This window comes from Mycobacterium sp. NGS17 (genome assembly GCF_059813205.1).
Genome location: NZ_JCALED010000002.1, coordinates 374,193 through 386,649, shown reverse-complemented (window position 1 = coordinate 386,649; position 12,457 = coordinate 374,193). Strand labels below are relative to the sequence as shown.

The window sequence follows — 12,457 nt, the reverse complement described above, 5'->3', positions numbered from 1 at the left end:
GTTTGGTGCCGTGAGTACTCCGGCAACGGTGGTGGCGGGCGTCGACTTCGGCAACCCCGGTTTCGCGGCGACCGTACGGGACGGTGTGGGGCGGATCGAGCAGCTCATGGACACCGAGCTGCTCAGCGCCGACGACATCATGACCGAGTCGCTGACGCACCTGTTCAAGGCCGGCGGCAAGCGGTTCCGGCCGCTGTTCACCGTGCTGTCGGCCCAGATCGGGCCCAACCCGGACAGCGGAGACGTCACCATCGCCGGCGCCGTCATCGAACTGGTGCACCTGGCCACGCTGTACCACGACGACGTCATGGACGAAGCGGAGGTCCGTCGCGGCGCGCCCACCGCCAACGTGCGCTGGGGCAACAACGTCGCGATCCTGGCGGGGGATTACCTGTTCGCCACGGCCTCGCGGTTGGTCTCGCGGCTGGGCCCCGAGGCCGTGCGGCTGATCGCCGAGACGTTCGCCCAGTTGGTGACGGGGCAGATGCGCGAGACCCGAGGCTTCGTCGAGGGATCGGACCCCATCGAGCACTACCTGAGGGTGGTGTACGAGAAGACCGCGTGCCTGATCGCGGCGGCGGGCCGGTTCGGTGCGATGTTCTCGGGTGCGGACGCCGACCAGGTGGAGCGGCTGAGCCGCCTGGGCGGCATCGTGGGCACCGCGTTCCAGATCTCCGACGACATCATCGACATCGACAGCGACTCCCACGAGTCCGGCAAGCTGCCCGGCACCGACGTGCGCGAAGGCGTGCGCACCTTGCCGATGGTCTACGCGCTGCGCGAACCCGGGCCCGAGGCGGCGCGGCTGCGCGAGCTGCTGGTCGGCCCCATCGAGGACGACGACGCGGTGGCCGAGGCGCTGGCACTGTTGCGGGCCTCGCCGGGCATGGCCAAGGCCAAGCAGTCGCTTCACGAGTACGCCGAGCAGGCGCGCCAGGAGCTGGCCCTGTTACCGGATGTTCCCGGCCGCCGGGCGCTACAGACGCTGGTCGACTACACCATCAGCCGGCACGGCTAGTGGCGATCGCGAAGTCCTGCGGAACCAACAAGGCCATCTCGGGCGTTCAATGAGCTGTAAACCGCAGTAGCGCGCGCTCCCGAGTGTTCGCAAGGAGGACACCGATGACCTGGCATCCGCATCACAACACGTTCAAGACGTTCGCGTTGTTGCTTGGTATGTCCGCGTTGATCGTGTTCGTCGGCTCGATGTTCGGCAGGACCGCGATGTTCCTCGCGGTGCTGTTCGCGATCGGCATGAACGTCTACACGTACTTCAACAGCGACAAGCTGGCGCTGCGGGCGATGCACGCGCAGCCGGTCTCGGAGGTGCAGGCGCCGGCGATGTACCGGATCGTGCGAGAGCTGGCGACGGGCGCGCACCAGCCGATGCCCCGGCTCTACATCAGCGACACCAACGCGCCCAATGCGTTCGCGACCGGGCGCAACCCGCGCAACGCGGCGGTCTGCTGCACCACCGGCATTCTGGACATCCTCACCGAGCGTGAGTTGCGCGCGGTGCTGGGTCACGAACTTTCGCACGTCTACAACCGCGACATTCTGATCTCTTGTGTGGCAGGCGCGCTGGCCTCGGTGATCACCGCACTGTCTTACATGGCAATGTTTTTCGGTGGCAATGACCGCGAAGGCGGCAATCCTTTTGCGCTGCTGCTGGTTTCGCTGCTGGGCCCGATCGCGGCGACGGTGGTGCGGTTGGCGGTGTCGCGGTCACGCGAATACCAGGCGGACGAATCGGGCGCGGTGTTGACGGGCGACCCGCTGGCCCTGGCGTCGGCCCTGCGCAAGATTTCCGGCGGGGTCCAGGCTGCCCCGCTGCCGCCGGAGCCCCAGCTGGCCAGCCAGGCGCACCTGATGATCGCCAACCCGTTCCGGGTGGGCGAGCGGATCGGGTCGCTGTTTTCCACGCACCCGCCGATCGAGGACCGTATCCGCCGGCTGGAGGAAATGGCGGGGCGGTAGTCCGATTCGCAAGTACCATTGAGTTCGGATGGTGATGGCGATGACTGAACCCAACTCGATGGACATTCACGAAGCCGGCCTCGCGCTGGATCTGCCGGACTTGATCTTCGAAACGCGCGCCGGTGCCGGTATGAACCAGGCCCAACTGGCCGAAGCGATGGGCACCACCCAGGAAGCCGTCGCCGCGTGGGAGGACGGGACCGAGGTGCCCCGCGTCGACGTGCTGCAGCGGCTGGCGCAGGTGTGCGGCAAGCGGCTGCATATCAGCATCGACGTGGACTGACCCGGCTCGGCCGGGCGGCGAACCGATTACGCTGCGGCTTCGGATGTTTCGGCTTCGACCGAGGATGGGCGCGCGTCGCGTTGATCCGTCTCGGTTCCGCCGTGGATCGCCACCGCCCCGCCCGTCGCCTCATGCTGTTGTTGCCAGTCGGTAATGGCTTGATGCGCAGCGTGATCGAGGTAGTGGACCGCAATGACCACCGTCGCCGTCGCGCCCTGCGGAACCGACGCCAGCACCCGCGTCAGCCTCGGCAGCGCCAGGAAGGTGCATGCCGCGCCCTCGATGCTCACCCGCCATCCGTCGTCGGTCGGCGTGGCTTCGATCTTGGCGCGGATAACCCGCCATCCGGTCAGTGTGATGGCCAGGGCGAGTCCGATCATGACGCCGTGTAGCAGGTTGAGGAATATGACGCTGACGGCGGTCACGACGTAGACCGCGAGATCGCCGTGTTTCATTGCGGTTTCGATGTGAGCCGGCTTCAGCAGCTGAATTCCGATGACGATGAGCAGCCCGGCGAGGGCGGCGGTGGGAATCTCCTCGACCAGCCCGGCGAACGGGATGGTGAACAACAGGATCCAGACGCCGTGCATGATCGACGAGGCGCGGGATTTGGCCCCCGCGTTGACATTTGTCGAGCTGCGGACGATCACCCCGGTCACCGGTAGCCCGCCGATGCTGCCCGACACGATGTTGGCGGCTCCCTGCCCCACCAGCTCGCGGTTGAAATCGGTTCGTGGCCCGTTGTGCATCCGGTCGACCGACACGGCCGACAGCAGGCTCTCGACGCTGGCGATCAGCGCCACCGTGATCACCCCGATCGCGACCGCGCCCCAGTTGCCGTGGGGAAGATCGGGCAACCGCAGCGCCTCCAGCGGCGACCCCTCGAAGTTGATCCGGCGCACGTGAAACGGGAAGACCACCGAGATGACCGTCACCGCGACAATGGCGACCAGTGGCCCCGGGACGCGGCGCACTTTGGCGGGAACCCATCGCCAGGCCACCAGGATGACGATCACCAGCACACCCAGGATCACCCCCGGACGGTGCGCACCGATGATCTGGCCCGGAAGCCCGATGAGGTTGTGCCAGGCCGAGCTCTTGGATTTCCCGCCGAGCAACACGTGCGCCTGCTGCAGGGCGATCGTGACGCCGATGCCCGCCAGCATGGCGTGCACGACGACCGGTGAGATCGCCAGGGCGGCGCGCGCAACACGGCTGAGCCCCAACAGAACCTGCACGACTCCGGCGGCGACGGTGATCAAGCACGTTATGCCCCAACCGAAATCGGAAACCAGGCCGGCGACGATCACCGTCAGTCCGGCCGCGGGGCCACTGACCTGCAGCGGGGATCCGCCCAACGAGCCCACGACGATTCCGCCGACGATCGCAGCGATCAGGCCGGCGAGTACTGGGGCGCCCGAAGCGATCGCGATGCCCAGCGACAGGGGGAGCGCGACCAGGAAAACCACGAGTGAGGACGGCAGATCGTGCCGGATGATGCCGCGCAACCGTTCGAGACGCGGTTCGGCGAGGCTTTGAGCGCGGGCTTTGTCACCCATTTGTTCGGCGTTGTGCATCGGTCGCGTCCCTCGGTAGGTGTTAGCGGGGGATGTTCCGATATCCGCCCCATTGTGCGCCCATTACCTCTTCGTAACGCGCTGGCGTACAGAGGATTACGACGGGATGGACCCGCTGCATCGCGCCCGGAAATCCCTGGCCACCTGCGTCGACGGTATTTTGCTGGCAAAGGCCGGTCAAGCCGACTGGCGCGGCCCATAGAGAACGCAAAGATTTGAATTGCCCGGCGTCAAAGCACCAGTTCAGAAGCCGGAACCGTGCACCTCGTGTCCGGGTACCTCGGCGATCAGGCCTCGATAGGCTTCCTCGACGGTGGAGCCGTGGTTGATCACGGCGTCGACTTCGCGGGCGATCGGCATGGTCAGGCCGAATTCGTTGGCAAACTCCATGATCACGCTGGCGGCCTTGACGCCCTCGGCGACCTGGTTCATCGAGGCGATGATCTCGTCGATCGGTTTGCCCGCCCCCAGTTGTTCACCGACGTGCCGGTTGCGGCTGCGCTGACTGGTGCAGGTGACGATCAGGTCGCCCAAGCCGGCCAGGCCCGGGAAGGTGTCGGGATGGCCGCCCAGGGCGACGCCCAGCTTGGTCATCTCGCGCAGCGCGCGGGCGATCACCAGCGCCCGGGTGTTCTCGCCGATGCCCAGCGAGTAGCCCATCCCGACCGAGATGGCGTAGACGTTCTTCAGCGCGCCGGCCATCTCCACCCCGATGACGTCGTCGGTGGTGTACACGCGGAAGCGCCGCGTGCGGAACAGGCCCGACAGTCGCGTCGCCAGATGCTGGTCGGGCATCGCCAGCACGGCCGCGGCGGCATAGCCCTCGCCCACCTCGCGCGCGATGTTCGGCCCGGCCAGGATGCCCGCGGGATGGCCGGGCAACGTCTCCTCGATGATCTGCGACATCCGCATGTTGGTGCCCTGCTCGAGGCCCTTGACCAGTGACACCACCGGCACCCACGGCCGCAACTCCTTGGCCAGCTCGCTCAGCACCCCTCGAAAGCCGTGCGAGGGAACGCCCATCACGACGACGTCCGCCGAGTTCGCCGCCTCGGCGAAGTCGGTGGTGGCGCGCAGGGTGTCGCTGAGCACGACGTCGTTGCCGAGGTAACGGCTGTTGCGGTGGTTGTCGTTGATGTCGGACGCGGTGGCCTCGGAGCGCACCCACTGCAGCGTCGGCCCGCGACGCGCGCAGATTGACGCCACGGTGGTGCCCCAGGAACCGCCACCGAGGACAACGACTTTGGGTTCGCGCTTCTCAGATGCCATGGCGATCAGCGTATTGCGGACACCTGCGATTTTGTAGGAGTTCACGAAGCGGGGCGGCACCGTGCCTGCACACCCCGCACGGCCCGGCGTGGTATCCGCGGTTATCCATGCCGATTTCATATTTATCGGCGACAACATTTGCGTTCGGCAAGTCGGCGCCGGTCATTTGTGCCGAATACCTTTGAAAATGCATGGGAGATTCATAAAATGCTAAATGGACCCCCGCTCAGGTCGGGCAATCAACAGGTGTGCGCCATTCCCGCCAAAAGCCAACCGGCTCAAAGCCACTGGTGAGCCTCGCGTCGGAGCGGTGACGGAGAAAAGCACGCGAAACGGCGTGCGGCTAAAAATCAGCATGAGTGTTGCCGAAAAGACAAGCTCAAGGTCCATTTGAATGAATTGTCGGCACTGAATTCGCCGAACCCTCGTTTAGCGTTTCGCGACATCCGAACACACGCTGAAGGGAAAACGGTATGTCTTTCGTGACTGTCCAGCCGGACAAGTTGTCGGCGGCGGCAAGCAATCTCCAGTCGATCACCGCGGCGCTCAACGTCGGCAAGGCGGCCGCGGCCATCCCGACCACCGGGGTCGTTCCGGCCGCCGCCGACGAGGTGTCCGCGCTGACCGCGGCGAGGTTCGCCGCCCATGCGGCGCAGTTCCAGGCGCTGGCCGCCCGGGCCATCGCGGTGCATGAATTGCTCGCGGCCACCCTGGCGCAGAGCGCGGGAACCTACGCGGCCACCGAGGCCGCCAACGCCGCCGCGTCGGCGCTGTAAGAGCGGAGACGCACATGGACTATGCGCTGCTGCCGCCGGAGATCAACTCGGGGCGTATGTATGCGGGGCCGGGAGCGGGTTCGTTGTTGGGCGCCGCGGCGAGCTGGGGCGAGCTGGCGGCACAGTTGCACAGCAGCGCCGCCTCCTTTCAGTCGGTCATCTCCGCGCTGACCGGCGGACCGTGGTTGGGTCCGTCGGCGCTGGCCCTGGCGGCGGCGACCACCCCCTGTGTGGCGTGGTTGCGCACCAGCGCCGGCAACGCCGAACTGGCCTCCAGCCAGGCGACCATGGCGGCGGCCGCGTACGAGACGGCGTTCACGCTGACGGTGCCCCCGCCCGTGATCGCGGCAAACCGCGCGCTGCTGGCGTCGCTGATCGCGTCGAATGTGTTGGGACAGAACACCGCCGCCATCGCGACGGTCGAGGCGGAGTATTTCGAGATGTGGGCGCAAGACGCCGCGGCGATGTACGGCTACGCGGGGTCCTCGGCGACGGCCGCGCAGCTGACCGAATTCGACGAGCCGGCGGAAGTGACGAATCCCGCCGCTTTGTCCGAGCAGGCCGCCGCGGTCGCGAAAGCCGTTGGCAATTCGTCTCGCAGCGGTGCGCAAGACGCCGCGGCGAACGCGAACGCGCAGGCTGCCGAGAACCTGCAGACTCTGGCAGAGCCCACCCTCGGCAACCTCAAGCCGATCGACGAATGGATCTCGGAGAACACCCCGTTCGACGACATCGCCTCGATGTACTCGAAATACGTTGTACCGTATATCTCCTCGGGGCAGGTCGGCGTTCAGACGGCACAGTCCTTCGGGCAGATCAGCAACGGGATCACGGCGATGAGCACATTCGCGAAGGGTCTGGCCCCGGCGGCCTCCTCGGCGGCTCAGGCGGCGGGAAACGGCGCCAAGGCGCTGGGCGCGGCCGGTGCCGGCCTGGGCAACGCGGGCTCCGTGGCAGCGGGTGTGGGGCGCGCGGTTCCGCTGGGAGCGCTGTCCGTGCCGCCCAGCTGGGCTCCGGTCAACGCCGTCACCAACCCCGGGGTCGCGACGCTGGTGAGCGCGACGTCCGCGGTGCCGCCGGCCGCGAACGGGTTGCCTGCCGTGCCGATGACACCGTTCGGGCCGATGGTCGGACAAGGCGGCTGGCGCAACCTGCCGAGCTACGGATTCAAACCGTCGGTGATGGCCAGGCCGCCGGCCGCGGGCTAGCCTAGCCGGCCAGCGGCGCCCGATCCTCGAGCCGGCCGAACACCATCGCCTCCTCGATCCGGTCGAACCGGTAGTCGAGCGCGTCGGCCAGATAGTTCTGTCGCACGTTCCATGGCCGCTTGGTGCCCGACTTCGGCAGCATGTGCACCGAGCGCAGCACGTAGCCGGCGTTGATGTCCCACGACGGCTTCTCGGCCATCGGCTCGTTGCCCCGATGCGGTGCGGCGTGCGTGTAGCCGTGAGAACCCATGTGTTCGATCAGCTTCGCCGTCGCCCGGGCGGTGATGTCGGCGCGCAGCGTCCACGACGCGTTGGTGTAGCCGACGCACCAGAACAGGTTCGGCACGTCCTCGAGCATGTGCGCTTTGTAGACGAAGCGGTCGCTGGTCTTGATCTCGTTGCCGTCCAGGCTGATCGCGGCCCCGCCAAGCGCCTGCAGCTGCAGGCCGGTGGCGGTGACGATGATGTCGGCGGCCAGGTGTCCACCGGATTTCAGCGCGATCCCCGTCGCGTCGAAATGGTCGATGTGATCGGTGACCACCTCGGCGCCGCCCGCGGCGATGGCGTTGTACAGGTCGGCGTCGGGGATCAGGCACATCCGCTGGTCCCACGGGTTGTAGCGCGGCTTGAAGTGGGTGTCGACGTCGTAGCCTGCGGGCAGGCTGTTGATCGCCTTGCGCCGCAACAGCCACCGCACCAGCCCCGGCGCCTTGCGGGACAACGCGTAGAACACCGCCTCGGTCAGGGCGCTGTACATGCGGATGACGAGGTGAGCGGGCTTGCGGGGCAACAGCTTTCGAGCCATGGCGGCGACCGCGCCGTACTTTGACGCGGAAATGAGGTAGGTCGGCGAGCGCTGCAGCATGGTCACTTTGGCGGCGCGGTCCGACAACGACGGCAGGAGCGTGACCGCGGTCGCCCCGCTGCCGATCACCACGACCTGCTTGCCGGTGTAGTCCAGGCCTTCGGGCCAGTGCTGCGGGTGCACGACGGTGCCCTCGAACTGTTCGATGCCCGGAAAGTCCGGGGTATAGCCCTCGTCGTAGTTGTAGTAGCCGCTGCCGAAGAACAGGAAGCGGCCGCGGTACAGCTTGCGTGCGCCGTCCTGCTCCACGGTGACTGTCCAGGTGTCGGTTGCGGAGTCCCAGTCCGCCGAGCGCACATGGCTGTTGAACCGGATGTGCCGGTCGATGCCGTACTTGCGCGCGGTGGCGACCAGGTACTCGCGGATGTGCACGCCGTCGGCGACGCCCTCCTTGCGGGTCCACGGCTCGAACGGAAAGGACAGCGTGAAGATGCTGCTGTCCGATCGCACGCCGGGATAGCGGAACAAATCCCACGTCCCGCCGATCTGCGCGCGCCGCTCCAGGACGGTGTACGTCAGGTGCGGATTGCGCTCGGTGATCCGATATGCCGCGTCGATGCCGGAGATGCCGGCACCGACGATGATCACGTCGGAGTATCCGGCCTCGGCGGCACCGTTATCGGCGGCCTCCTGGGGAGTCGCGGTCATCGTGAACCTCGCTCGAATTGTGGGACTCGTACCAGCGTAGAGACCCACCGGTTGGTCGGGCTAGTAACTCGCGAATCCGCGCCGCGCGGCACGGACCGCGCCGGTCAGCGGTAGTTGACGAACTGCAACGCCACGTCCAGGTCGGCCTGCTTGAGCATCGCGATCACGGCCTGCAGGTCGTCCCGCTTTTTGCTGGTGACCCGGATTTCGTCGCCCTGGATCTGGGTTTTGACGTTCTTGGGGCCGTCGTCACGGATCAGCTTGGTGATCTTCTTGGCGCTCTCGCTGCTGATGCCCTGCTTGAGGGAGCCGCTGATCTTGTAGGTCTTGCCGGAGGCCTGCGGTTCACCGGCGTCGAAGGCCTTCATCGAGATGTCGCGGCGGATCAGCTTCTCCTTGAAGACGTCGACCGCCGCCTTGACGCGTTCCTCGGTGGATGACGTGAGCTCGATAGCCTCGTCGCCCTTCCAGGCGATCGTGGTGTCGGTGCCGCGGAAGTCGAACCGGGTGGCCAATTCCTTGGCGGCCTGGTTGAGCGCGTTGTCGACCTCTTGGCGATCCACTTTGCTGACGATGTCGAACGATGAGTCCGCCATGCATTCCGTCCCTTCATCCGGTGATAGGCGTTTGTGCTTTGTCTACTCGCTCGTTGTAACCTGTCTGGCGGCAGGTTGCCCGAGCGGCCAATGGGAGCGGACTGTAAATCCGTCGCGAAAGCTTCACAGGTTCGAATCCTGTACCTGCCACCAAGCCTCAGCCGGGTCTGGGCCGGTTTTGCTCCGGCCTGGCCGCTGGCCTGCAACCGACGTGCGATTGGTGGCGGCAGCGGGCACCCAGCCGAGGAAATCGATGTGCGGGATCAAGTGGCGTCGCGTTGAGCCGGCGGTGCACCTTGCGAAGTGTTCCGTAGCGCCGGGCGAAGTCGGCGCAGACCCTCGGAGCGTTCTGTCATACTCACACGCGTGAGCCTCACCAACCACCTGTTACTTACTCCAGGGTGGAAATTCTTTGCCAAATACTTTTACCCGCTAACGACCCGCTTTTTCAGCGGTGACGATCAGGTTTTCATCAACTGGGGCTATGAGGAAGATCCGCCCATGGCCCTCCCCCTGGAGGCGTCCGACGAGCCCAACCGCTACTTCATTCAGCTCTATCACCGAACGGCGACCCAGGTTGATCTAGGTGGAAAACGGGCGCTGGAAGTCAGCTGTGGTCATGGCGGCGGAGCCGAATATCTAATGCGCACCTTGGGTCTGGCCTCCTACACGGGATTGGACTTAAGTCGGGCCGGTGTCGACTTCTGCCGCAAACGGCACAACCTGCCTGGCCTTGACTTCGTGCAGGGCAACGCCGCGGACCTCCCCTTCTCCGATGAAACCTTCGATGCGGTGATAAATGTCGAGGCCTCGCACTGCTACCCCGCGTTTCCGCGTTTCCTCGCTGAAGTAGCACGTGTGCTACGGCCCGGCGGCCACTTCCTATACGCCGATTGGCGCCGACATGACGGCATTCACAAATGGGAACAAGAGCTAGAAGACGGCCCTATGCGGATCGTGTCGCAGAGGGACATCAGTGCGGACGTTGCGCGTGCACTAGCGCAGAATCTCCGGCGGTGGCATGAGTTGTCTCGCAATAGTTTTGGCGTTCTTCGGCAATATATACATCCCAAATTCTGCGATGGATTGCTTAATGGACAAACCTCTTACCGGATGTACTGCTTCACTAAGGTGTGAGGGGTTCGGAAAGGCCGGCATGTAGGACTCGCGAGTGGCAATCAATGAGAGTCATTTGATCAGTTCGGAGATAGCTGTCGACGCAGTACATCGTCGTATACACGTTTGACCGCCACGGGAAACGGAGTTATTGCGACGCCCTGAAAGTCCTGCGCGAACTGTGTGCACAGCCTCAGGTCCCGGACTTGATATCTCGTCGACGGGCTCGTTCCCAGTGCGATACGAACCGTGCGATGGGCCACTTGCTCCACCGTCCTCAAGACGGCGCAAACCGGCAGTGGTCGTTGAGACGACAGATTGCGCAGCACCGGCGCGGCCGGCTGCGTTTCTACCGCTCTCTGGACCAGCGTCCGCACCATCGCGGCGGCATCATCGACATACAAGTAGTCGCGGAGGGTCTCCATCGGCACGAAAACGTTCACCGATTGTCGCGTCACGGCGGCTCGGCACAGCTGACTGACCAGACCCTGCGGTTTCATGACGTTCTGACCGGGCCCTGCGAGGTTTGACAATCGTCCGATGACGAGTGGGACGCAGCCGTCGAGCGCCGACCGCGAAATCTCCTCCTGAGCGAGTTTTGCCTCGCCGTACGGGCTCAGTGGCTGCGGCGTCGTCGATTCACTGAACGGGGGGTGAGTCGACCCGGCATAGATGCCGCCCGCGGATGAGGAGAGGAAGAACGCACCCCGACCGGTTGGCCGCGACTCTCGAATTCGTGTGAGCAGGTGGGACATGATGCGGGTCTCCGCTGCGAGTTTGTCGATCGTGGAACCTATGACGCCGCTGCCGGCGGCCCAGATGACCGACCAGTCGTCGTCGCGCGCCGCCCGGGTGAATTCATCGAGGCTGGCATCGAGCACCGCAGCCGCAGCATCGTGATCTTCCCACGGCACCGGAGCGCCGATGAACTCCGAACCGATCGACCGCGAGACGGCGCTGCCCAGCAATCCCCGCCGGCCGACAATCCAAGTAAGCATCCGTCAGCCCTCCGGGCTATCGAATGCTTCACCCGGATCGCGCACGATGACATACACCGGCTTGCCCATCGCCATGCCGGCGGCAGCTGCGATGTATTCGGCAATGATCCCCAGTGAGAACAAGGCCGCCCCACCGATGACAAGCACCGCTACGAACACCGATGTCCAACCTTGCACGTTGACATCGCCCACCAGTTTCCGGACCGCACTGTAAATAGCGGTGGCGAAGCCCAGAAGAGCGAACAGAACGCCAATCGTGGAGACGAAGCGCAGCGGCCGGGTGCCCGAGGAGATGACCAGCCGCCAAAAATGCGAGACGAGGCGGTGGAGGGTGTACGCGCTGGCGGGCCGGCCCTCTTGGCGCAGCACCACGGGACAGGTTGAGGGTTCGGTGACGACCCAAGACAGGGCGACATCGAGGAACACCCCGGCGCCGGCGTAGGCGGCGACACTTCGTCCGGCCTCGCCGAGGACCAGTCGATAACTGTTGAAAGCTCGAAGGCCTTTGGACGACACCAGGACATGTAGGAACAACCACTTCGTCAGCCAGGACGCCACATTGCGCAAGGCACCGTGCGGTGGTCGGTTCGTCGGCGACGCGTACACCAGTTCGGTGCGGTCGCGGTACGCCGTGTCGAGCAAGTCGCCGATATACGCCGGATCGTGTTGTCCGTCCTCATCCATCGTCACGATCCAGTCGCCACCTGATGACGTCATGCCCGCCAGCGTCGCGGGATGTTGTCCGAAGTTGCGGGAGAGCCACACCGGACGGAGCCACTCGTCGCGCGCGGCCAAATCGCGCACGACTTCTTCGCTACCGCCGATGCCGCGGTCCCACACGAGAAGCACCTCGTCGACGCGGAATTTGCGGCCGCCCCTGGTCTCCTGCAGCGAACGGTGCTGCTCGAGCTCCTTTACCAACCCCGGCAAGGTCGCGGCTCCGTTGTAGACCGGGATTACGACGCTGATCGAGTCCACACGGCTCGATTGGTGGTCACCAGTCACGCGTTTGCCTCCCTGAACGGACGCGTCCAGTGGAGTAACAGTACCGACGCATGGCCGGGTGGGTCCTGTCAATTGTGATTTTGGCTACACCGGGTTGCCGTAGGGCGAACCGCCCGATCGCGTCCATGCGCGTAGAGCC

At 65.3% G+C, this 12,457-nt stretch carries 12 protein-coding genes and 1 tRNA gene; 7 read left to right on the top strand and 6 right to left on the bottom strand.

Annotation, left to right across the window (positions count from 1 at the left end; genetic code table 11):
* Nucleotides 1-10: 10 nt before the first annotated feature.
* From grcC1 to AC5Y7E_RS05955, 3 genes are all read left to right on the top strand, one after another.
* Nucleotides 11-1,018, top strand: coding sequence for a nonaprenyl/(2E,6E)-farnesyl/geranylgeranyl diphosphat synthase (gene grcC1 / locus AC5Y7E_RS05965; RefSeq protein ID WP_499947950.1), 1,008 nt, complete (start codon nucleotides 11-13; stop codon nucleotides 1,016-1,018).
* A gap of 104 nt (nucleotides 1,019-1,122) precedes the next feature.
* The gene (htpX, locus tag AC5Y7E_RS05960; RefSeq protein WP_499947948.1) at nucleotides 1,123-1,977 is read left to right on the top strand and encodes a zinc metalloprotease HtpX; all 855 of its coding nucleotides are present in this window, start codon (nucleotides 1,123-1,125) and stop codon (nucleotides 1,975-1,977) included.
* Nucleotides 1,978-2,005: 28 nt separating this feature from the next.
* The gene (locus AC5Y7E_RS05955; protein ID WP_499918112.1) at nucleotides 2,006-2,260 is read left to right on the top strand and encodes a helix-turn-helix domain-containing protein; all 255 of its coding nucleotides are present in this window, start codon (nucleotides 2,006-2,008) and stop codon (nucleotides 2,258-2,260) included.
* Between the two features lie 26 nt (nucleotides 2,261-2,286).
* Here the strand turns inward: AC5Y7E_RS05955 and AC5Y7E_RS05950 are convergent, their stop codons facing one another.
* A complete protein-coding gene (locus AC5Y7E_RS05950; RefSeq protein WP_499948320.1) occupies nucleotides 2,287-3,819 on the bottom strand; it encodes a SulP family inorganic anion transporter in 1,533 nt (510 codons plus the stop codon).
* A 261-nt stretch (nucleotides 3,820-4,080) separates the two neighbouring features.
* A complete protein-coding gene (locus tag AC5Y7E_RS05945; protein ID WP_067355914.1) occupies nucleotides 4,081-5,106 on the bottom strand; it encodes an NAD(P)H-dependent glycerol-3-phosphate dehydrogenase in 1,026 nt (341 codons plus the stop codon).
* A gap of 473 nt (nucleotides 5,107-5,579) precedes the next feature.
* On the opposite strand from AC5Y7E_RS05945, the gene AC5Y7E_RS05940 reads away from it, so the two are divergent.
* Together AC5Y7E_RS05940 and AC5Y7E_RS05935 are read left to right on the top strand one after the other, a co-directional pair.
* Entirely contained in the window at nucleotides 5,580-5,882 is a 303-nt protein-coding gene (locus tag AC5Y7E_RS05940; protein ID WP_499918114.1) for a PE family protein, read from the top strand.
* Nucleotides 5,883-5,896: 14 nt separating this feature from the next.
* Nucleotides 5,897-7,090: a PPE family protein gene (locus AC5Y7E_RS05935; protein WP_499947946.1), complete on the top strand. Its 1,194-nt coding sequence runs from the start codon at nucleotides 5,897-5,899 to the stop codon at nucleotides 7,088-7,090.
* Nucleotide 7,091: 1 nt separating this feature from the next.
* Here the strand turns inward: AC5Y7E_RS05935 and AC5Y7E_RS05930 are convergent, their stop codons facing one another.
* Together AC5Y7E_RS05930 and AC5Y7E_RS05925 are read right to left on the bottom strand one after the other, a co-directional pair.
* Nucleotides 7,092-8,603, bottom strand: coding sequence for a flavin-containing monooxygenase (locus AC5Y7E_RS05930; RefSeq protein WP_499947944.1), 1,512 nt, complete (start codon nucleotides 8,601-8,603; stop codon nucleotides 7,092-7,094).
* A gap of 104 nt (nucleotides 8,604-8,707) precedes the next feature.
* On the bottom strand, nucleotides 8,708-9,199 hold the full coding sequence (locus tag AC5Y7E_RS05925) for a YajQ family cyclic di-GMP-binding protein (protein ID WP_499947942.1): 492 nt from the start codon (nucleotides 9,197-9,199) through the stop codon (nucleotides 8,708-8,710).
* Between the two features lie 69 nt (nucleotides 9,200-9,268).
* Between AC5Y7E_RS05925 and AC5Y7E_RS05920 the strand changes: the two genes are divergently transcribed.
* Nucleotides 9,269-9,352: transfer RNA gene (locus AC5Y7E_RS05920), tRNA-Tyr, on the top strand.
* 213 nt (nucleotides 9,353-9,565) lie between these two features.
* Nucleotides 9,566-10,336: a phthiotriol/phenolphthiotriol dimycocerosates methyltransferase gene (locus AC5Y7E_RS05915; protein WP_499918118.1), complete on the top strand. Its 771-nt coding sequence runs from the start codon at nucleotides 9,566-9,568 to the stop codon at nucleotides 10,334-10,336.
* 59 nt (nucleotides 10,337-10,395) lie between these two features.
* Here AC5Y7E_RS05915 and AC5Y7E_RS05910 read toward each other — a convergent pair whose 3' ends face one another.
* Nucleotides 10,396-11,313 (bottom strand): SDR family oxidoreductase, encoded by a 918-nt coding sequence (locus AC5Y7E_RS05910; RefSeq protein WP_499918119.1) that lies wholly within the window; start codon nucleotides 11,311-11,313, stop codon nucleotides 10,396-10,398.
* 3 nt (nucleotides 11,314-11,316) lie between these two features.
* Nucleotides 11,317-12,390 carry a glycosyltransferase gene (locus AC5Y7E_RS05905; protein ID WP_499918120.1) on the bottom strand — a complete coding sequence of 358 codons (1,074 nt, stop codon included), beginning with the start codon at nucleotides 12,388-12,390 and terminating at the stop codon, nucleotides 11,317-11,319.
* Nucleotides 12,391-12,457: the final 67 nt, after the last annotated feature.